The 21,355-nt window shown below is 70.0% G+C and carries 20 protein-coding genes; all 20 read left to right on the forward strand.

Annotated elements, in window-relative coordinates:
- Nucleotides 1–135: 135 nt before the first annotated feature.
- The 20 genes from CURTO8I2_RS09140 to fliI all read left to right on the forward strand — a co-directional run bounded on the left by CURTO8I2_RS09140 (nt 136) and on the right by fliI (nt 21,350).
- Complete coding sequence (locus tag CURTO8I2_RS09140) at nt 136–882, forward strand: flagellar basal body rod protein FlgF (protein WP_159680555.1); 747 nt, start codon at nt 136–138, stop codon at nt 880–882.
- 25 nt (nt 883–907) lie between these two features.
- On the forward strand, nt 908–1,696 hold the full coding sequence (gene flgG / locus CURTO8I2_RS09145; protein ID WP_159680557.1) for a flagellar basal-body rod protein FlgG: 789 nt from the start codon (nt 908–910) through the stop codon (nt 1,694–1,696).
- Between the two features lie 8 nt (nt 1,697–1,704).
- The gene (flgH, locus tag CURTO8I2_RS09150) at nt 1,705–2,427 is read left to right on the forward strand and encodes a flagellar basal body L-ring protein FlgH (protein ID WP_159680559.1); all 723 of its coding nucleotides are present in this window, start codon (nt 1,705–1,707) and stop codon (nt 2,425–2,427) included.
- A gap of 12 nt (nt 2,428–2,439) precedes the next feature.
- Nucleotides 2,440–3,582 carry a flagellar basal body P-ring protein FlgI gene (locus CURTO8I2_RS09155; protein ID WP_159680561.1) on the forward strand — a complete coding sequence of 381 codons (1,143 nt, stop codon included), beginning with the start codon at nt 2,440–2,442 and terminating at the stop codon, nt 3,580–3,582.
- 10 nt (nt 3,583–3,592) lie between these two features.
- On the forward strand, nt 3,593–4,768 hold the full coding sequence (flgJ, locus tag CURTO8I2_RS09160; protein ID WP_159680563.1) for a flagellar assembly peptidoglycan hydrolase FlgJ: 1,176 nt from the start codon (nt 3,593–3,595) through the stop codon (nt 4,766–4,768).
- Nucleotides 4,769–4,783: 15 nt separating this feature from the next.
- Nucleotides 4,784–6,673, forward strand: a complete 1,890-nt coding sequence (gene flgK / locus CURTO8I2_RS09165; protein ID WP_159680565.1) for a flagellar hook-associated protein FlgK — start codon at nt 4,784–4,786, stop codon at nt 6,671–6,673.
- A 9-nt stretch (nt 6,674–6,682) separates the two neighbouring features.
- Nucleotides 6,683–7,885, forward strand: a complete 1,203-nt coding sequence (gene flgL, locus CURTO8I2_RS09170) for a flagellar hook-associated protein FlgL (protein ID WP_159680567.1) — start codon at nt 6,683–6,685, stop codon at nt 7,883–7,885.
- A 437-nt stretch (nt 7,886–8,322) separates the two neighbouring features.
- A complete protein-coding gene (locus CURTO8I2_RS09175) occupies nt 8,323–9,147 on the forward strand; it encodes a flagellin (protein ID WP_159680569.1) in 825 nt (274 codons plus the stop codon).
- A gap of 207 nt (nt 9,148–9,354) precedes the next feature.
- On the forward strand, nt 9,355–10,692 hold the full coding sequence (gene fliD / locus CURTO8I2_RS09180; protein WP_159680571.1) for a flagellar filament capping protein FliD: 1,338 nt from the start codon (nt 9,355–9,357) through the stop codon (nt 10,690–10,692).
- Nucleotides 10,693–10,694: 2 nt separating this feature from the next.
- A complete protein-coding gene (gene fliS, locus CURTO8I2_RS09185) occupies nt 10,695–11,087 on the forward strand; it encodes a flagellar export chaperone FliS (protein ID WP_159680573.1) in 393 nt (130 codons plus the stop codon).
- 4 nt (nt 11,088–11,091) lie between these two features.
- Nucleotides 11,092–11,400 (forward strand): hypothetical protein, encoded by a 309-nt coding sequence (locus CURTO8I2_RS09190; RefSeq protein WP_159680575.1) that lies wholly within the window; start codon nt 11,092–11,094, stop codon nt 11,398–11,400.
- On the forward strand, nt 11,397–11,984 hold the full coding sequence (locus CURTO8I2_RS09195) for a PilZ domain-containing protein (RefSeq protein WP_159680577.1): 588 nt from the start codon (nt 11,397–11,399) through the stop codon (nt 11,982–11,984). The genes CURTO8I2_RS09190 and CURTO8I2_RS09195 overlap by 4 nt, the downstream gene beginning before the upstream one ends.
- Before the next feature lie 92 nt (nt 11,985–12,076).
- The gene (locus CURTO8I2_RS09200; RefSeq protein ID WP_159681623.1) at nt 12,077–12,706 is read left to right on the forward strand and encodes a response regulator transcription factor; all 630 of its coding nucleotides are present in this window, start codon (nt 12,077–12,079) and stop codon (nt 12,704–12,706) included.
- Between the two features lie 492 nt (nt 12,707–13,198).
- Nucleotides 13,199–14,599, forward strand: a complete 1,401-nt coding sequence (gene rpoN / locus CURTO8I2_RS09205) for an RNA polymerase factor sigma-54 (RefSeq protein ID WP_159680579.1) — start codon at nt 13,199–13,201, stop codon at nt 14,597–14,599.
- Complete coding sequence (locus CURTO8I2_RS09210) at nt 14,599–16,098, forward strand: sigma-54 dependent transcriptional regulator (RefSeq protein ID WP_159680581.1); 1,500 nt, start codon at nt 14,599–14,601, stop codon at nt 16,096–16,098. Before rpoN ends, CURTO8I2_RS09210 begins: the two co-directional genes overlap by 1 nt.
- 57 nt (nt 16,099–16,155) lie before the next feature.
- Entirely contained in the window at nt 16,156–16,518 is a 363-nt protein-coding gene (fliE, locus tag CURTO8I2_RS09215) for a flagellar hook-basal body complex protein FliE (protein ID WP_159680583.1), read from the forward strand.
- A gap of 66 nt (nt 16,519–16,584) precedes the next feature.
- Entirely contained in the window at nt 16,585–18,297 is a 1,713-nt protein-coding gene (gene fliF, locus CURTO8I2_RS09220; RefSeq protein WP_159680585.1) for a flagellar basal-body MS-ring/collar protein FliF, read from the forward strand.
- A gap of 13 nt (nt 18,298–18,310) precedes the next feature.
- Nucleotides 18,311–19,297, forward strand: a complete 987-nt coding sequence (gene fliG, locus CURTO8I2_RS09225) for a flagellar motor switch protein FliG (protein ID WP_201295544.1) — start codon at nt 18,311–18,313, stop codon at nt 19,295–19,297.
- A gap of 17 nt (nt 19,298–19,314) precedes the next feature.
- Nucleotides 19,315–19,911, forward strand: a complete 597-nt coding sequence (locus CURTO8I2_RS09230) for a FliH/SctL family protein (protein WP_159680589.1) — start codon at nt 19,315–19,317, stop codon at nt 19,909–19,911.
- Between the two features lie 14 nt (nt 19,912–19,925).
- Nucleotides 19,926–21,350 carry a flagellar protein export ATPase FliI gene (gene fliI / locus CURTO8I2_RS09235; protein WP_159681624.1) on the forward strand — a complete coding sequence of 475 codons (1,425 nt, stop codon included), beginning with the start codon at nt 19,926–19,928 and terminating at the stop codon, nt 21,348–21,350.
- Nucleotides 21,351–21,355: the final 5 nt, after the last annotated feature.

Raw genomic sequence — 21,355 nt, forward strand, 5'->3', positions numbered from 1 at the left:
CCCCCATCCCAGCCTTCCCCCGCCTGCGGGGGAAGGCTGGGATGGGGGCACGGGGCCAGGGCGAAGCAATCGGGAACCCAGGCGGGAAAGCACGCGAAAAGCCACCCGCGGCACAGCCCTTGCAAGTCCATTCCCATGGACAAGGCTCTCTACATCGCGATGACCGGCGCCAGCGCTTCGCTGCGCGCGCAGGCGAGCGTCGCCCACAACCTGGCGAACGTCGACACCGTCGGCTTCCGCGCAACCCTGAGCGCCACGACGGCGATGCCGGTCACAGGCGACGGTTTGTCGTCGCGGGTGGCCACGGCCGAGCGCGTGGTCGGGGTCAGCAATGCGACCGGCGCGCTCAGCACGACGGGCAGTCCGCTGGATGTCGCGCTCAATGCCGATCGCTGGTTCGCGGTGCAGGACCCGACCGGCGGCACGGCGTACACCCGCGCGGGTGATCTGCGGGTCAGCCAGAACGGCTTGCTGACCACCGGCACCGGGCTTCAACTGCTCGATGCGGGTGGGCAGCCGATGGCGATTCCGCCCAACGACGGCATGGAGATCGGCGCCGACGGCACGGTGTCGGTGATTCCGCAGGGCTCGCCGCGGTCGTCGATGACCCAGGTCGGCCGGCTGCAGGTCGTCGAGACCACGACCGCGGATCTCGTCCGCGGCGAAGACGGGCTGTTGCGCGCGAGCGCGACGCGCCCGGCGCCGGTGCCGGCCGCGGGCGCGGTGCTGCAGAACGGCGTGCTGGAAAGCAGCAACGTCGATGCGACCGGCGCGCTGGTGTCGATGATCCAGCTCTCGCGCCAGTTCGAGATGCAGGTACGCGTCTTGCAGGCCGGAGACGAGTCCGCGCGTTCGTCCAACTCCCTGCTGTCCTCGCGCTGATCCCATTCTTCAGGAATAGACCGCCATGACCACACAGGCACTCTGGATCGCCAAGACCGGCCTCGACGCGCAGCAGACGCGCATGGCGGTGATCTCCAACAATCTGGCCAACGTCAACACGACCGGCTTCAAGCGCGACCGCGCGAACTTCGAAGACCTCCTATATCAGGTGCAGCGCCAGCCCGGCGGCGCGTCGTCGGAACAGACCACGCTGCCCAGCGGCATGGCGACGGGCACCGGTGTGCGCGTGGCGACGACCGCGAAGTCCTTCGTGCAGGGCAACCTGTCGCAGACCGGCAACGCGCTGGACGTGGCGATCAACGGCCGCGCGTTCTTCGAAGTGCTGATGCCCGACGGCAGCAGCGCCTACACCCGCGACGGCGCGTTCCAGATCAACGCCGAAGGCGAAGTGGTGACCAACGAGGGCTACCCGGTGCAGCCGGGTCTGCAGGTGCCGGAAGGCACGCAGAGCATCACCATCGCCAGCGACGGCACCATCAGCGTGCAGCTGGCGGGCGCCAGCGAAGCCACCCAGATCGGCTCGCTCACGCTCACCGATTTCGTCAATCCCACCGGCCTGCAGTCGCTGGGCGGGAACCTCTACACCGAGACCAGTGCATCGGGGCCGGCGCAGACCGGTGCGCCCGGCGAGAGCGGTGCGGGCCTGCTGATCCAGGGCTCGCTGGAAAGCTCCAACGTCAACACCGTCGAGGAGCTGGTGTCGATGATCGAGACGCAGCGCGCGTACGAAACCAACGCCAAGGCGATCTCGACCGTCGACCAGATGCTCGCCTACCTCAACAACAACATGTGATCGCGACTATGCGCCTGCTCCTGCCCACCTTCGTACTCGCCGCGCTGCCGCTGTCGGGCTGCGCCAGTTTCGTCGGCGACGTGGTGCCGTTCCCGACGCACCCGGCCGCGACGACCGCGGCCTACGGCCCGCGTGCGGCTTACGTGCAGCCGGTGTCGGGCGACGGCGGCGGTTCGATCTTCGCCGGCGCCACCGACGGCAGCGGCAATCCCGGCATCCGGCTGTTCCAGGACAACAAGGCGCGCGAGGTCGGCGACCTGCTGACCGTCGTGCTGGTGGAGAGCACCAGCGCGCGCAGCAACGCGCAGACCGGCATCAGCAAGAATTCGACCATCGGCATGGGCGCGCCCACGCTGTTCGGCCAGAACGTCACGCTCAACGGCCGCAACGTGCTCGAGGCCGAAGTGGAAGCCAAGCGCGGCTTCAACGGCCAGGGCAATTCGACCCAGAGCAACGCGCTGGCCGGCAACATCACCGTGACCGTCATCGAGCGCCTGCCCAACGGCAACCTGCGCGTCGCCGGGGAGAAACAGGTGCGGCTCAACCAGGGCGACGAGCTGGTGCAGGTGCAGGGCATCGTGCGTCCGTCCGACGTCGGCCCCGACAACCGCGTGTCCTCCGACCGCGTCGGCAATGCGCAGATCCTCTACGGCGGTCGCGGTGCGATGGCCCGTTCGAACGCAATGGGCTGGCTCGGCCGCTTCTTCAATTCCGCCGCTGCGCCCTACTGAAGGCCCGCCGACATGTCGTTCGCTTCCCCGTCTTCCGTCTCACGCGTCCTCACAGCCTGCGCCGCACTGCTGGGCACGCTGGTCCTCGCGTTGCCGGCCGCGCCGGTCCACGCCGAACGCGTCAAGGACCTGGCGCAGGTCGCCGGCGTCCGCGGCAATCCGCTGGTGGGCTACGGCCTGGTCGTCGGTCTCGACGGCAGCGGTGATCGCACCTCGCAGACGCCGTTCACCGTGCAGAGCCTGCGCACGATGCTCGACCAGCTGGGCGTGACGATTCCGCCTGGCGTGAACCCGCAGCTCAAGAACGTCGCCGCCGTCGCGATCCAGGCCGAACTGCCGCCCTACGCCAAGCCGGGCCAGACGATCGACGTCACCGTGTCGTCGATCGGCAACGCCGGCTCGCTGCGTGGCGGTGCGCTGCTGATGGCGCCGTTGCGCGGCGCTGACGGGCAGATCTACGCGATCGCGCAGGGCACGCTGGTGGTCAGCGGTTTCGGCGCGTCGGGCCGTGATGGCTCGAAGATCTCCGTCAACGCGCCCAACGGCGGCAGCATTCCCAACGGTGCGATCGTCGAGCGCGCCGTGCCCGGCGCCGCGCAGAGCGCCAGCGGCACGGTGACGCTCAACCTCCACCAGTTCGACTACACCACCGCCTCGCGCATCGTCGAAGCGGTGAACCGCAGCTTCGGCGTCGGCACCGCGCAGGCGATCGACGGCGTGACCATCGAGATCACCCCGCCGGCGATGGACCGCATCGGCTTTCTCGCCCAGCTCGAATCCCTGGACGTGAGCCCGGGCGCGGCTGCGGCCAAGGTCGTCGTCAATGCTCGCACCGGCACGGTCGTCATGGGCGGCATGGTCGCCGTGCTGCCGGCGGCGGTGTCACATGGCTCGCTGACGGTGTCGGTCGTCGAGGGCGCGGCGATCAGCCAGCCCGAAGCGTTCTCTCGCGGTGGCCAGACCGTCGTCGTGCCGCAGTCGACGGTCAGCGCGACGGCCGACGGCGGCAAGATGTTCATGTTCCAGGGCGGCACGTCGCTGGAATCGATCGTCCGCGCGGTCAATGCCGTCGGCGCGGCGCCGGGCGATCTGGTCGCGATTCTCGAAGCGCTCAAGCGCGCCGGCGCGTTGCGCGCCGAGCTCGAGATCATCTGACGCCCCCGCCATGCGCATCGCTGCCGCCACCGCCCTGCCGCTGGACGCCGCTGCGACACCGTCGCAGCCGCGCATCCGCGAGGCCGCGCGCGAACTGGAAACGCAGTTCGCGCACATGCTGGTGAAGTCGATGCGCAGCACGACGTCGGGCGATCCGCTCGGCGGCGACAACAGCACCTATCGCGACATGTACGACCAGCAGCTCGCGCGCGAGATCACCAAGGGCAAGGGCCTCGGCCTGGCCTCGCAGATCGAGCGCCAGCTGCAGCGCAGCACCGGCGAAGCCGTCGACGAGGTGCCGCTGGATACGCGTGTGCCGGGCACGATCACCGCCCCTGCACTGCCGCTCGCGCAGCCCGCGGGCATGACGCTGGGCCTGCGTCCGGCGGGCGAACTCTCGAACGCGGGACGCAGCGCACTGCCGAGCGCCGCGCCCGGCGGCACGCTGTCGCTCGCATCCACCCGCAGTGGCGTGTCGCTGCAGGCGCTGCCGCTGCCGTCGATGACTGCGCCGCCGGCCGACGCGGCGTTCGATGCCGGTCTGGCGCTGGACGCCAGCAGCCCCGAAGCCTTCGTGCAGTCGATCTGGCCGCACGCGCAGAAAGCCGCCGCCGAACTCGGTGTGCCAGCGAAGGCACTGGTCGCGCAGGCCGCGCTCGAAACCGGCTGGGGCCGGCGTCTGGCCGGCGAAAAAGGCGTGAACTCCAACAACCTGTTCGGCATCAAGGCCGGCAACCGCTGGTCGGGCGAGAGCGTCAGGACCGGCACCCACGAATACGTCGACGGCGTGCGCCAGACCGAACAGGCGCGCTTCCGCGCCTACGGCTCGCCCGCGGAAAGCTTCGCCGACTACACGCGCCTGATCGGCAACGACCGCTACGCCGCCGCGCGCGGCACCGGCGACGACGTGCACCGCTTCGCGACCGCGCTGCAGCGCGCCGGCTACGCCACCGATCCGCGCTACGCCGCCAAGCTCACCGCGATCGCCAACGGCCCGACCGTCACCCAGGCCATCGCCGGCCTGGAGCAACGCAGCCTGCCCGCCTACGACACCGGCCTGCGCTACGCCGGCGCGATGCCCGCGCCCGGCACACGTCTTGCAGCACTGGACGCGGGCGGCACCGACGTCGCCCTGCTCGCTTCGCTCGGCACGCGCCACCGCATGCCGATGGGTCCGCGGGACTAGGCGTAAAGGATTCCGATGACCGGCATGCTCTCCACTGGCAGTTCCGCCTTGCTCGCGTTCCAGCGCGCGCTGGGCACGATCAGCCACAACGTCGCCAATGCCACCACCGAGGGCTACAGCCGCCAGCGCGTGGACATGGCCGCGCGCGCGGGCACGCCGCAGGCCGGTGGCGGCTACATCGGCCAGGGCGTCGACATCGCGCGTCTGCAGCGCCTGGCCGATGGCCTGGTGTTCGGCCGCCAGATCGACAGCAGCGGCGAGGTCGGTCGGCTGGCCAGCCTGTCGTCGATGGCGACGCGTGTGGACAGCCTGTTCTCCGACGGCTCGACCGGTCTGTCGCAGCCGTTCAATGCGTTCTTCAACGCCAGTCGCGGCGTCGCCGCCGATCCCACGTCCAACACGGCACGCACCGCATTGCTGGCCGCCGCGCAGGCGCTGACCACGCGCTGGAATGCACTCGACACGCAACTGTCGACGATCGACGCCGAGACCAACGCCAGCCTGACCGGACGGATCGGCGACGCCAACCAGTTGATGCGCGAGATCGCCGATCTCAACCAGGCGATCGCCGCCAGCGGTCCGTCGGCGACGCCGGACATGCTCGACGCGCGCGACCTGCGCGTGGGCAGACTGGCCACCCTCACCGGCGCCAGCGTCGTCAAGGCCGACGACGGATCCCTCAACGTGTTCACCCTCGGCGGCCAGCCGCTGGTGCTCGGTGCCAAGGCGTCGACGCTGACCACGCTGCAGGACCCCTACCAGCCCGACCGCCTGCAGCTGGGCCTCGACACCGGCAACGGCTCGCCCGTGCGCCTGGCCGACAGCAGCGTGTCGGGGTCCCTCGGCGGACTGCTCGAGTTCCGCGGCCGCGTGCTCGATCCGGCGCGCAACGAGCTGGGCCGTCTGGCCACCGTATTCGCCACCGAGTTCAACGCGGCGCAGCGCGCGGGCGTGGACTACAACGGCGATGTCGGTGCGGACCTCTTCACCCTCGCACCGCCGCGCGTCACCGGCAATGCCGCGAACACCGGCTCGGCCGCGTTCCAGACCGGCATCGCCGACACGGGCGCGCTCAAGGGGCAGGACCTCACCCTGCGGTTCGACGGCAGCAGCTGGACCGCGCAGCGCACCGATGGCGCGCCCGTCGCGATGACCGGCAGCGGCACTGCGGCCGACCCGTTCATCGTCGATGGCGTCTCGCTGGTGATGAGCGGCAGCGCAGCGGCGGGCGATCGCTTCGCCCTGCGCCCGACCGCCGATGCCGCCGGCAGCCTGAGGCTGGCCTTCGATGATCCGGCGAAGATCGCCGCGGCCGGCACGATGACCTCGACCCGCGACCTCGCCAACCTCGGCAACGCGCGCGTCGCCTCGACCAGCGTGACGAACGCTGCCGCGTACGCCGGCTTCAATGGCGCGACCATCGAATTCCTCGACAGCACCCAGTACACGGTCGACGGCGCCGGTCCGTTCACGTGGACGCCGGGCAGCCCGATCGACGATCCCGCAGGTGCGTGGTCGATCACGCTCGCCGGCACGCCGTCGCCCGGCGACGGATTCACCCTCGGCCGCACGCCCGCGCGTTCTTCGAGCAACGCCAATGCGCTCGCGTTCTCCGGCCTCGACACCGCCGGCACGCTCAACGGCGGCACGGTCTCGCTGACCGTGGGCCTGAGCGAACTCGTCGCCAAGGCCGGCACCGAGTCGCGGCATGCCGCGCTGGGGCTGGAAGCGCAGCAGGCGATCGACGCCCAGGTCTCCGCCGAGCGCGAGTCGGTCAGCGGCGTCAACCTCGACGAGGAAGCCGCCAACCTCATGAAGTACCAGCAGGCCTACCAGGCGGCGGCGCAGATCCTCAAGACCGCGGACACGCTGTTCCAGACCCTGCTGGTCTCGGTCAGTCGATAAGGGCCCGCCATGACACTCCGCCTGTCCACCGCCGGCATCCACCAGCAGGGCCTGTCGGCCATGCTGCGCCAGCAGTCGAACGTCGCCCGCGCGCAGCTCGAACTGACCACGCAGCAGAAGCTGATCACCGGCGCCGACAATCCGTCCGGCATGGCGAACGCCAAACGCCTCGAACATGCGCTGTCGACACTGGAACAGCAGGACCAGGATTCGACGCTGCTCGAACACCGCCTGCGCTCACAGGAGCAGGCACTGAGCGACGTCGGTAGCCAGCTCGACCGGGCGCGGCAGCTGACGGTGCAGGCCGGCAACGGCGCGCTGTCGGACGCCGACCGCGCCTCGATCGCCGGCGAGCTGCGGCAGATCAAGGACGCGATCATCGCGATCGGCAATCGCGACGACGGCACCGGCAACCGCCTGTTCGCGGGTTCGCGCGATGGCGTGTCGCCGTTCGTCGTCGATGCGAATGGCGGCGTCAGCTACATCGGCGACGACGGGCGCAACCAGGTCGAAGTCGCACCCGGCCTGCGCGTTGGCGACACCGATCCCGGGAGCGATCTGTTTCTGCGCATCCGCACCGGCGACGGCCTGAGCCGCACGACCGCGGGCGTTGGCAACACCGGCAGCGGCGTGATCGGCAGTGGCGCGGTCACCGATACCGCGACCTGGGCCGGTCGCAGCCTCACCGTGCATTTCACCGCGCCAGACGCCTACGAACTCCGCGACGATGCCGGCGGCGTGGTCGCCAGCGGACCGTACGTCGCAGGGACCACGATCGCTGCCGGCGGCATCCAGCTGACGCTCACCGGCGCGCCCGCGGCGGGGGACCGCTTCACGATCGCGAAGGCCCCGAACCAGGACGTGTTCGCGACGATCGAGACACTGGCGATCGCACTCGACGCACCCGCGGTCACGGCGTCCGAGAAGGCCGCGCGCCAGAACGCGATCCAGGCCGCGCTCGGCGACATCGGCAGCGCCCAGGATCACTTCCTCTCCGCACGCAGCAGCACCGGCACCCGCCTCGCCGCGCTCGACGACGCGAAGGACGGCCGCGGCGCCTACGGCCTGAGCCTCGAGACGATGCTGTCGAACCTGCGCGACGTCGATCCGGCAGAGGCCGCGAGTCGTCTCGCACTGCAGTCGACCGCGCTGGAAGCCGCGCAACGCACGCTGATCAAGGTGCAGCAGATGTCGATCTTCGATCTGCTGTAACGCGAAGGGCAACCCTTACCCCAACCCCTCTCCCAAGGGGAGCGGGGCTACGAAGCAAACGCTCGCGATATCCGAGCCCCTCTCTCTCTCGGGGAGAGGGGTTGGGGTGAGGGCTGACGCTCAAGCGAACCCGACTTCCCGCCCCAATTCGTCGCGAGCCACGCGCATCGCCACGATGGGTTTCGCTGCGCTCTACCCATCCTACGCAGCGCCGACGCGCGCGTCCGCTGCAACGACGCCTGCCTAGCACCTTCCCAACCCCGACAACAGCCTTTTCAGCCGATCGTCTGAAAATATTTCGCGATCCGCCCTAAAGGATCCCCCGGGGGTGCCGTTATCCATGTCAGCAGCGGCGAGGGCCAATCCCGGCCAACACCCTGCACAAGCCGGCAAAGGCCTACTCGTCGCCGCCGGACCCAACCTCCAGGAGAGCTTCCATGTCCCAAGTCATCAACACCAACGTGATGTCGCTCAACGCCCAGCGCAACCTGAGCGCGTCCGGCAACGATCTCGCCACCTCGCTGCAGCGCCTGTCCTCGGGCCTGCGCATCAACAGCGCCAAGGACGACGCCGCCGGCCTCGCCATCGCACAGCGCATGACCACCCAGATCCGCGGCATGGACCAGGCCGCGCGCAACGCCAACGACGGCATCTCGCTGGCACAGACCGCCGAAGGCGCGCTGGGCTCGATCGGCGACAACCTGCAGCGCATCCGTGAGCTGGCCGTGCAGGCGTCGAGCGGCACCATCAGCGACGACGACCGCGCCGCGATCCAGAAGGAAGTGACGCAGCTGTCCGCCGAAATCACCCGCGTCACCGACAGCGCTGAGTTCAACGGCACGAAGCTGCTCGACGGCACCACGACATCGTTTTCGATCCAGGTCGGCGCCAACAGCGCCGCTGAGAACCAGATCAGCATCGACACCGTCGACATGAGCGCCGTTGCGACGGCTGTTGCCGCAATCGACTTCACCGACGCCGCCGCTGCCCAGACCGCGCTCGACACGATCGACGACAACCTGAAGATCGTCAACGACGGTCGCGCCGACCTCGGCGCCATCCAGAACCGCTTCAGCTCGGTCATCTCGAACCTGTCGGTCGGCTCCGAAAACCTGTCGGCCGCCCGCAGCCGCATCCAGGACGCGGACTTCGCCAAGGAATCGGCGGCGCTGACCCGCAACCAGATCCTGCAGCAGGCCGGCACCGCGATGCTGGCCCAGGCCAACCAGAGCTCGCAGAGCGTCCTCAGCCTGATCCGCTGATCGCAACACCGGGGCGTGGCGCTTGCGCCACGCCCTGTTCCGCTGCGGCTTCGGCGCCGCGGCCGCAGCGGAACAGGGCGATACGACTCCACCCGCCTCATCCACCTCGCCAGACTGGGCTTTCATGACCGCAGACTTCGCCATCGCCATGCAGCAGCCCGGTCGCCCGGTGCGCGCGGGCGCGTCGCGGGCTGGAGCCCAACACTGATGGCCGGCCTCGGCAGCGTTGGATCCGGCCTCGATCCGGCCACGACCGCGCAGCAACTGGTCGCCGCCGAGCGTGCGGTCGCGGACAACCGTCTCGCCCGGACCGAAACCAAGATCAAAGCGGAGGTGTCTGCGGTCGCGACGCTTCGCTCGGCGATGTCGGCCCTGCAGTCCGCGCTCCGCACCTTGGCGGCGCCCGCCGCTTCGCAGCCGCGCAGCGTGGGCCTGTCCAGCGCCGGCGCGTTCACGGCCACGGCGGCCTCGGGCGCGCCAACCGGACAGTTCGAGGTCGAGGTCCAGCAGCTCGCACGTGCGCAGAAGCTTGCATCGGGTCCGTTCGATACCGCCGCGGCCAGCGTCGTCGGCACCGGCACGCTGTCGATCTCGGCCGGCGCGCACCAGTTCGACATCGAGATCGTCGCCGGCAAGAACTCGCTCGGCGACATCCGTGATGCGATCAACGCGCAGGCCGCCGGCAAGGGCGTGCAGGCCACCCTGGTCAACGGCGATGGCGGCACCCGCCTGGTGCTGAGCGCCGTCGACAGTGGCACCGCGAACACGATTACCGTGAGTGCGAACGGTGGTGATGGCGGACTGGCCCAACTCTCGACCGGCGCTGGCATGACGTCACTGGTCGCCGCACAGGACGCAATGGTCGTCGTCGACGGCATCACCCGCACCAGCGCGTCCAACACCATCACCGATCTGCTGCCGGGCATCAGTTTCACGCTGACCGAAGCGAAACCGGGCACCACGGTGCAGATGAATGTCGGCATCGACACCGCGGCCCAGCTGGCGTCGGTCAAGACCTTCGTCGAGAAGTACAACGCGGCGCTATCGACGACGGCCAGCCTGACGTCCTACAACGCCGCCACCCAGACTGCGGCGGTATTGAACGGCGACTCGATGGTCCGCAGCCTGACGCGCGAGCTGCGCGACATGGTCGGTGGCGAGGTCACGATGCTCAAGGACATGGGGATCGCCATCGCGAAGGACGGCAAGCTGACGCTCAACGAAGCGGACTTCACCGCCGCGGTCGCCAGGGATCCGTCGGTCGTGGGCAAGGGCTTCGGCACTGGCGACACCCTCGGCGCGAAGCTCAACGGCACGATGACCTCGCTGCTCGCAGCCGACGGGCCCCTGAAGACCCGCGACGACAGCCTGACCCAGCGTACCAAGACGCTGACCCAGCAGCGCGACGCGCTCGACCGGCGCATGTCGCTGGCGGAAGCACGTTACAAGGCACAGTTCATCGCCCTCGATACGCTGGTGACCAAGCTCCAGAGCAGCAGCAACTTCCTGTCCCAGCAACTCTCGTCCTCGACGAGTGCCACGTGAGAATGACCATGCACGCGCGCAATCTCGCCAACCAGTACAAGCAGACCGGCGCCGCCAGTGCCGCGCTCGACGCCAGCCCGCACCAGCTGATCGCGATCATGCTGTCGACCGCGCGCGAGCGCATCCGCCTGGCGCTGGCCTGTCTGGAACGCGGCGACGTGCCGCGCAAGGCGCATGCGATCACCGACGCCTGCGCGATCATCGGCGGGCTCAACAGCTCGCTGAACCTCGAGGCCGGTGGCGAGATCGCCGACGGCCTCTCGGCGCTGTACGACTACTGCCAGCGTCGGCTGCTGGAAGCCAATCTCAACAACGATGCCTCGCCGCTGCGCGAGATCGATGACATCCTCGGCGACATCGAAGGCGCCTGGCGCCAGATCGCTCCCAAGGACTGACCCGATGGCGTCCCAGCACCCCGCGCTCGCCCGTGTGCCCGAACTGCCGACCGAGGCCGTGCGCGCGGCGATCGCCGCGGAGGACTGGGACACGGCAGCGTCGCTGCTCGAATCGCATCACGGCGAGATCGTGCTCGCACTGGCCAGGGTCGATCTGAAGGTCGTCGCGCGCCAGCCCTGGCTGGACCTGCTGGCCGCGCACGGCGTGCTGATCGAGGAACTGCGCGCCGCCCGCGATGCGGCCTCGGCAGAACTCGCGCGCCTGGGCCATGGCCGGCGCGGCGCCAACGCCTGGTTGCGGGCCCTCGCATGAGCGCCGCCGATCTTCCGACGCTGACGCCGGCGCAGGCGCGCGACGCGCTGTTCGGCGACATCCTCACCCTGCACGAGACGCGCTCGGCGACCTTTCTGCCCGGCGCGCTGGACGATGTCACACGCGAGCGCCTGGCCCTGCAGGGCGAAGCGCTGTTGCGTGGGCTGGCGGTCATCGACGACGGCGCGCCGCGGGCCGAGGATCCCGACCAGCCGGCCGACCCGGTGCTGCTGCGGCTCGAAGCCAAGCTCGACGTGCTGACCCTGCTGATGACCGGCTTCGCCGCCGCGCAGGGCGCGATCGACGCGCCTGTCGTCCTGACCTGGTCGGCGCGCGGCGCCGAGGTGCAGGTGCGCGGTGCGTATGCGATCGGCACCGAAGGCGCCTTCCGCATGTCGGCCAGCGACTGGCTGCCGACCCCGCTCATGGTGCCGGCGACGGTCGTGGCGAGCGTCCCCGGCGACGACGGCGTGAGCCGCGTCTGGCTGCGCTTCGGACCGGTGTCGCCTTCGCTCGCCGATGCCCTCGAACGCCACGTGTTCCGTATCCATCGCCGCGAAGTCGCCGAGATTCGTCGACGTTGATCGCATCGCGAGCGTGATGTCCAGCCTGTCGCGGCCTGCCGATCTTCGTTAAGGTGCAGGCCGGGGACACGAGGAGCAGGGTCACGGACGTGATTCGGGTACTGATTTGCGACGACCATGCGCTGATGCGCGCGGGCGTCCGCCGGCTGCTCGAAGCGATGGACGGCGTCGAGGTGGTCGGTGAGTCCGGCAACGCCGACGACGTGGTCATGCGCGCGCGCCAGACCCTGCCCGACATCGTGGTACTGGATCTGTCGCTCAAGGGCCGCAGCGGCTTCGACGCGCTGGCCGAACTGCGCCTGGCCGTGCCGGAGAGCCAGATCGTGATCCTGTCGATGCACGAGGACGTACTGCACGTGCGCGAAGCGCTGTCCCGCGGCGCACTCTGTTACGTGGTCAAGGATGCACAGCCGGCGGAGCTGGAAATCGCCCTGCGCGCCGCCGTCAATGGCCGGACCTTCCTGAGCCCGCAGGTCTCGGCGCCGCAGCTGCGCAGCTATCGCGCCGAACGCGCGCCGGGTGATGTCGAAAACCTGCCGCGCCGGCAACGCGAGATCCTCAACGCACTCGGCGCAGGCCGCAGCACCAAGCAGATCGCCGCGGATCTGGCGATCAGCATCAAGACGGTGGAAACCCACCGTTCGCGGATGATGGAAGCGCTCGGATGCCGGAATGCCGGCGAACTGCTGCGTATCGCGATGCGGCACCACGATCGGCCCTGAGCGCCGCAAACCGCTCTGCAGGATGGGTCGAGCACAGCGAAACCCATCGCGCCATGTCCATGTGGCCTGCGTCGGAAAGGCGTCATCGTGCTGATGCCGTCCCGACGCCCAGCGGCGCCACTCGACGCGTCATGCACACCTTCGATGGGTTTCGCTGCGCGCTATCCGTCCTACGGCGGGCCGCAGGTAGGCTGCCCTGACATGAGCGCCCGCGGCACGCGTCTTGCCGGATGCGGCGGTCGATCCCGACATGATCGAAAAAAGCGTCGAAAACCCGACTTGTGATCGCCGTCACACGTGACGCGCCGCGTCATTCCGCGTCACTTCACACGGCTTTCACGTCATTTTCACGACACAAAGTCAGGGCTGCCCTGACACCCCGACAGGAACGCCCTGAATGGGCGACGGGTTTGCCCTGATTCGTGGGACAGGAACCCGACGTCACGATGTCTTCACTGGCTGACGGGGTGTCGGCCTTGGGGATTCGAAGTGATGAAGGGCACTCTCCGCGCCGGGATGGCGCAGGGCGTCAATCTGACGCCGCAACTCCTCCAGTCCATCCGTCTGTTGCAGCTGACCTCGCAGCAGCTGGCGACCGAACTCCAGCAGACCCTCGAGCGCAATCCGCTGCTCGAGCAGGACGAGCCGGAGCTGGACATCGAGACCCCCGAAGCCGACATCGCCGGCTTCGAAGCGGCCGCCTGGGACGAGCTGCCCGAGCCCGCATTCCTCGCCGGCCTCGGTGGCAACGGCAGCGCTGGCGGCTTCGATGACGATGCCACCGCGCGCATCGCCGACGGCGAATCCACCGACATGCGCCAGCGCCTGCTGTCGCGCCTGGCGCTGGAATGGGCCGCCACGGATCTGCCGCTGGCCGCGTTCTGGCTCGACCGCTGCGATGACAACGGCTACCTGGAACAGTCGCTCGTCGAACTGCAGGCCGAAGGCGAAACCGAATTTCCCGGCCGCGGCGACGATCTGAACATCGCGCGCCAGCGTCTGCTGCACGGCGAGTGGCCGGGCATGGCCGCGACCGATCCGACCGAATGCCTCTCCGCGCAGCTGCGCGTGCTTCTCCCCTCCGATGCCCGCTCGCTGGCGCTGCGCATCCTCGCCGAGCACGTCGACCTGCTGGCTGCGCACGACGATGCGGCCCTCGCGCTCGCGCTGTCGGTCGACACCACGGCGGTGCGCGACGCGGTCGCCCTGATCCTGTCGCTGCGCGCGCATCCGGTCGAAGCGCCGGCCGCGACCGAGGACAGCCACATCGTGCCCGACGTCGTCACCTGGCACGCGGGCGGCGCCTGGCGCGTCGCGCTGGGCCGCCACACCACGCCGCGCGTGCGCATCAGCGCGCATTGCGAGCGTGCGCTCGCCGGCAGTGACCACAGCGTGCTGCGTGGCCTGCTCGACGAGGCCCGCTGGCTGGTCCGCGGCCTGGCGATGCGCAACGACACGCTGTTCCGCACCGCGCAGCTTCTGGTGACGCGCCAGCGCGGTTTCCTCGAACAGGGCGACGAAGCGATCCTGCCGTTGACCCTGCGCGAGGTCGCCGATGCGATCGGCGTGCACGAATCCACCGTCTCGCGCATCGTCGCCGGCAAGTACATCCAGACCCCGCGCGGCACGATCGAACTCAAGCGCCTGTTCGCGGTGCGGCTCGAAGGCGCCGACGTGTCGGGCAGCGCGGTCCGCGCGATGGTCAAGCGCCTGATCGACGACGAGCCGCGCCACGCGCCGCTGGCCGACGACGTGATCGCCGGCATCCTCGCCCGCCAGGGCGTGCGCATCGCCCGCCGCACCGTCGCCAAGTACCGCGACCAGCTGTCGATCGGCCCCGCCAAGGCCCGCCATTCCAACCGCACCGCCGTCGCCCTGCAGGTCGCCGCCTGATGAACACCGCCCGCATCCTCGTGATCGAACAGGACATGGAGCGCGCCGAGCGCGTGGCCACGCTGCTCGAGTTCATGGAATACACGCCGCGCATCATCGCCGGCCTCGAGGACCTGGACCTGACCCGTGCGCGCGCCGAGGACTGGCTGGCGGTGGTCGTGGGCGACATCGACGAGGCCGAGCTCGCCGGCTTCGCCGCGTGGCTGTCGAAGCAGTCGCTGCATCCGCCGGTGCTGGAACTGCCGGGTCATGCGCCCGACGCCGCCTGGCGTTCGCGCCTGCACCGCCAGTCGGTGTGGCCGCTCGACTTTCCGCTGCGCCGCAGCCAGCTGCAGGACTGCCTGCAGCGCGCGGCGATCAACCATGCCGAGGCGCAGGCGCGCGCCGCGCGTCCGCAGAGCGGCCCGACCGGCCACAGCGCCGGCGTGGTCGCGCTCAACCGCATGATCGACCAGGTCGCCCCCCACGACACCACCGTGCTGATCCTCGGCGAATCGGGCACCGGCAAGGAAGTCGCCGCGCGCGCCGTGCACGACCGGTCCACGCGTCGCGAGAAGCCGTTCGTCGCCGTCAACTGCGGTGCGATTCCGGCCGACCTGCTGGAAAGCGAACTCTTCGGCCACGAGAAGGGCGCGTTCACCGGCGCGCTGACCCAGCGCAAGGGCCGCTTCGAAATGGCCGAGGGCGGCACGCTGCTGCTCGACGAAATCGGCGACATGAGCCTGCCGATGCAGGTCAAGCTGCTGCGCGTGCTGCAGGAACGCTGCTTCGAGCGCGTCGGCGGCACCGGCACCATCAAGTGCAACGTGCGCGTGATCGCCGCGACGCACCGCGATCTGGAATCGCGCATCGAGCGTGGCCAGTTCCGCGAGGACCTGTTCTACCGTCTCAACGTGTTCCCGATCGAACTGCCGGCGCTGCGCGAGCGCACCGAGGACCTGCCGGCGCTGATCGCGGCGATCTCGCGCCAGCAGACCGAGCAGGGTCGCGGCCAGGTCACGCTGTCGCCCGACGCCGTCGCCACGCTGCAGCGGCACCGCTGGCCCGGCAACGTGCGCGAATTGTCGAACCTGCTCGAACGCCTGGCCGTGCTGCATCCGGCCGGCACCGTGCGCGCCATGGATCTGCCGGCGCGCTACCGCGCCGCCCTGCCGACCGGCGAGCTGCTCGACGACGCGCCGGCGATCCGTCAGATCGCGGAACCCGATGCGCCGATCGCGCGTCTGGTCGCCGCGCCGCCGCCCGCATCGCCCACGCAGGCCGCACCGAGCCTGCCGTCACTGGATGCCGCGTTGCCCAGCGAGGGCCTCGACCTGCGCGACCACATCGCGGCGATCGAACTGCAGCTGATCCGCGCCGCGCTCGCGCAGGCCAACGGCGTGGTCGCGCATGCCGCGCCGCTTCTCGGCCTGCGCCGCACAACGCTGGTCGAAAAACTGCGCAAGTACGGCATCGACCGCGAAGCCGATACCACCACGGCCGCTGCGGCAGGTTTCTGACGACCCGCTGGCACGGGAATTGCCTGAACAGCGTAGAGCCGCTGCGAAGCCACCCCGATGACCGACGCCATTTCCTCGATCCTCAGCCAGATCCGTGCGCACGAGACCCGCGCGCGTGGCGATGTCGGTCCCGGCAACGCGATCGACACCGCGCTCGGCAACGCGCAGCTGGGCCGCGTCGACAACGGCACCAAAGCGCCGGGATTCGGTGAACTGCTGTCGGGCGCGATCGACAAGGTCAGCCAGACCCAGGCCCACAGCGGTGCGATGCAGACCGCGTTCGAGCTGGGCGATCCACGCGCCGACCTCGCCCGCACGATGGTCGCGATGCAGCAGTCGTCGGTCGCCTTCCGCGCCACGGTCGAGGTCCGCAACCGCCTCGTCCAGTCCTACCAGGACGTGATGAACATGCCGGTGTAAGTGCGACAGGCCTGATCGTCCGTTCCCGCTCGTCCACCTCCTTCCGCGAAGTCCGAATCCCCGCCCATGAGCGCCGTCTCCGTTCCCAACGCAGGACTTCCGAAGGCCGCCGCCGCGCTGCGCGACCTCGGCCGTTTCCAGGACATTCCGGTCGTGCGCCAGGCAGGCCTGTTCCTGCTCGTCGCGGCGACCATCGCGCTCGGCCTGTGGCTGTTCTTCTGGACCCAGAAGCCCGACTACGTGATGGTCTCCGCGGGCCTCGACGCGAAGTCGACCAGCCAGGCCGCCGACACGCTGCGCACGGCGCAGATTCCGGTGCGTCTCGACGCGGCCACCGGCGGCCTGTCGGTGCCCGCCGACCAGGCCGGCGCCGCGCGCATGGCACTGGCCTCGGCCGGTCTGACCGCGGCCGGCCCGGCCGGCTTCGAATCGCTGCAGGGTGACCAGGGTTTCGGCACCAGCCAGTTCGTCGAGACCGCGCGCTACCAGCACGCGATGGAAATCGAACTGGCGCGCACCATTTCCAACCTGCGCCCGGTGCGCGAGGCGCGCGTGCATCTCGCGATTCCCAAGCCCTCCGCGTTCACCCGCCAGAACGAACCCGCCAGCGCGTCGGTCGTGCTGCAGCTGCATGCGGGCCAGGCGCTGGAGCAGAGCCAGATCGACGCGATCGAGCGCCTGGTCGCGTCCAGCGTGCCGGACCTCTCGCCCGAGCGCGTGACCGTGGTCGACCAGTTCGGCCGTCTGCTGTCCAATCCCGATCCCGACAGCGCCGACGCCGTCACCGGAAAGCAGTTCGAGCAGCAGCGCCGCCAGGAAGCACTGTACGTGCAGCGCATCGAGGAGCTGCTGGCACCGATGACCGGCCCGGGCCGCGTCAGCGCCAAGGTCAGCGTGGACATGGACTTCGCCACCACCGAGCAGGCCAGCGAAACCTACGGTCCGCAGGCGGCGATCGTGCGCAGCGAGCAACTGTCGGAGAGCGGCAACCTCGGCGCCACCGCGCCTGCGCAGGGCGTGCCCGGCGCCGTCGCCAACACGCCCAACGCCGCCAACACCACCGATCCGGCGAACCCGCAGGCACAGCCCGCGCAGGCGACCGCCACCGGTCCGGGCAGCCGCAGTTCCACGCGCAACTACGAGATCGACCGCACCCTCACCCACACGCGCCAGGCCGTGCCGCGCATCCGCCGCGTCACCGCCGCGGTGCTGGTCGACAACGTGGCCGGTGCACCGGGCGCCGACGGCGCGGTGGCCGCGGCGCGTCCGCTCAACGAAGCCGAGATCACCCGCATCGAGACGCTGGTGCAGCAGGCGATCGGCTTCGATGCGCAGCGCGGCGATGCGGTCTCGGTCGTCAACGCACCGTTCGCCCGCGAAGCGATCGAGACGCCGGCCGGCCCGCCGATCTGGCAGGACCCGCAGATGCTGCAGATCGCACGCATGGTGCTCGGTGGCATCGCGGTGCTGCTGGTGATCCTGTTCGTCCTGCGCCCGGCGTTCCGCCAGCTGATCGGCGCGCGCCAGCGCAGCGCCGGCAGCGAACTCGTGCCCGTGGGCGCGGCCGCGGCCGGCACCAGCAATCTCGGCACGGTGACCGCCGAAGTCGTCGACGACGACGAAGTGCCGGTCAAGCTGTCCGCCGCCTACTCCCCGAAGCCGGCGCTGCCGCCGGCGCCCGGGTTCGACCAGAACCTGCAGACGGCGCGCAACGCCGCGAGCGCCGATCCCAAGCGCGTGGCCCAGGTCGTGCGCGAAATGGTGGCCGCCGATGGCTGATGCATCCGACACCCTGAGCGGCACCCAGCGCGCGGCCGTCGTGCTGCTCTCGCTCGGCGAGGCGCAGGCCGCCGAAGTGCTGCGCCACATGGACGCCAAGGACGTGCAGAAACTCGGCGTCGCGATGGCGACCGTCGGCGACATCCCGCACCGCACCGTCGAGCGCGTGATCGGCGAGTTCGCCGACGTCATCACCCAGCCGGCCAAGATCGGCGACGGCGCCGACGAATACGTGCGCGCGGTGCTGATGCAGGCGCTGGGCGAAGAACGCGCCAGCGGCGTCATCGACCGCATCCTGACCGGCCAGAACACGCCTGGCCTCGATGCGCTGAAGTGGATGGAGCCCAAGGCGATCGCCGATCTGGTGCGTCACGAGCACCCGCAGATCATCGCGATCGTGCTCGCGCATCTCGACGGCGACCAGGGCGCCGACGTGCTCAAGTGCCTGCCCGAGACGATCCGCGGCGACGTGCTGATGCGCGTGGCCACGCTCGACAGCATTCCCGCGCACGCGCTGACCGAACTCAACGACGTGATGGCGCGGCAGTTCTCCGGCACCCAGACCGCCAAGCCCGCCGTCGTCGGGGGCGCCAAGGTCGCGGCCGGCATCCTCAACTACATGGACGCGGGCAGCGACGAAGCCCTGCTGCAGTCGATCAGCGAAGCCGACGGCGCGCTGGGCGACGAGATCCGCGACCTGATGTTCACCTTCGACAACCTGGCGACGATGGAAGACCGCACGATGCAGTCGATCCTGCGCGAGGTGTCGTCCGACTCGCTGGCGCTGGCGCTGCGCGGCGCCGATCCGCGCGTGCGCACCAAGGTCACCGGCAACATGTCGCAGCGCGCGGCCGAAATCCTGATCGACGACATGGAATCGCGCGGCCCGGTGCGCCTGGCCGAAGTGGAAGCGGCGCAGAAGGAAATCCTCGCACAGATCCGCAAGATGGCCGAGTCGGGTGACATCACGCTGCAGACCCGGTCGGAGGACTTCGTCTGAACGCCGTTGCGCTCGACATGGACCAGGCCGAACGGTGGATCGCACCCGGTTTCGGCGAGGCGCCGCGTGCGCTCGCCCGTCCGGCCGATGTGCCGCGTCCGCCGACTGCGGCCGAGATCGAAGCGCTGCGCGACGCCGCGCAGCAGGACGGCCACGCCGCCGGGTATGCGGCCGGTCTCGCGGCGGGCGAAGCGGAAATCCAGCGCCGCATCGCCCAGCTGCAGGGCGTGCTCGACGGTTTCACCCGACCGCTCGCTCGGCTCGATGGCGAAGTCAACGACGCGCTGTCCGAACTCGCCGTGCGCATCGCCGGCGCACTGGTCGGTCGCGCCTACGCCGCCGATCCCACCCTGCTCGCCGATCTCGTGCGCGAAGCGCTCGACGCGGTCGGCAGCGCCTCGCGCGAGATCGAACTGCGCCTGCAGCCCGACGATTTCAACGTGCTCGCGCCGCACCTGTCCGGCCTCGCCGGCGTGCGCGTGACACCCGACCCGTCGCTCGGCCGTGGCGAACTCCGTCTGCACAGCGAGGGCGTGCGCATCGACGGCACCGTCGCCGCGCGACTGCAGGCGGTGCTCGACGCGCTGCAGGCCGACGAAGGCGACGCGCCGTGATGATGAGCCCGGCGATGCAGGCGACGGCGATCGCTCCGCACGACGACACGCTCGCCGGCTGGCACGGCGCGCGGAGTCTGCGCCTGGCGATGCGCCTGCGCGGCGCGACGCCCGATGTCGAACATCGCGGCCTGGTGCGCGAAGGCGTACTGCGACGCGCGGTCGGGCTCACGCTCGAGGCGTCCGGCTGCACCGCACCGCTGGGTTCGCGCTGCCGCGTCGCCACGTCCGGCGACCGCTGGGTCGACACCGAAGTCGTCGGCTTCTCCGGCGACCGCACCTTCCTGATGCCCACCGGCGACCTGCAGGGCCTGCTGCCGAATGCGCGCGTGCTCAGTACCCGGCGCAAGGGCGAAGTCGCGGTCGGCGAGGGCCTGCTCGGCCGGGTCATCGACAACGATGGCGAGCCGCTGGACGGGCGTGGCCCGATCCGCGCCGAGAACTACGTCCCGCTCGCCGGCACCCCGATCAATCCACTGTCGCGCCAGCCGATCGAAGCATCGCTGGATGTCGGCGTCCGCGCGATCAACGCGATGCTGCCGATCGGTCGCGGCCAGCGCGTCGGCCTGTTCGCGGGCTCGGGCGTGGGCAAATCCACCCTGCTCGGCATGATGACCCGCTACACCCGGGCCGACGTCATCGTCGTCGGCCTGATCGGCGAACGTGGCCGCGAAGTGCGTGATTTCGTCGAAGCCACGCTGGGCGAAGAAGGTCTGCGCCGCGCCGTCGTCGTGGCCGCGCCTGCCGATCGGCCGCCGCTCGCGCGCCTGCACGGCGCGCTGCGCGCGACCGCGATCGCCGAGTGGTATCGCGACCAGGGTCTCGACGTGCTGCTGCTGATGGATTCACTGACGCGCTTCGCCCAGGCGCAGCGCGAGATCGGCCTGTCGGTCGGCGAACCACCCACCACCCGCGGCTATCCGCCGAGCGTGTTCGCCAAACTGCCCGCGCTCGTCGAGCGTGCCGGCATGGGCGCCGACGGACGCGGCTCGATCACCGCATTCTACACCGTGCTCACCGAAGGCGACGACCAGCAGGAGCCGATCGCCGACGCCTCGCGCGCGATCCTCGACGGCCACATCGTGCTGACGCGCCGCATCGCCGAATCCGGCCAGTACCCGGCGATCGACATCGAACAGTCGGTCAGCCGCGTCATGCAGGACATCACCGACGCGCCGTGGCGCGAGCGCATCCGCAAGCTCAAGCGCCTGATGGCGGCGCACGGCGCGCAGCGCGATCTCATCGCGATCGGCGCCTACCAGCGCGGCAGCGACCCGGTCGTCGACGAAGCGCTGCAGCGCTGGCCCGCGATCCTGCACTTCCTCGGCCAGGACGTGCGCGAATCGGCCGACGTGGCCGCCAGTCGCGACGCGCTCGCCCGCCTGCTCGACGATGCCGCCGGCCAACCCTTTCCGCTCAACTCCGCCAACGGAAGCTGATTCCC

This window comes from Luteimonas sp. 9C, from assembly GCF_902506295.1.
GTDB lineage: Bacteria > Pseudomonadota > Gammaproteobacteria > Xanthomonadales > Xanthomonadaceae > Luteimonas.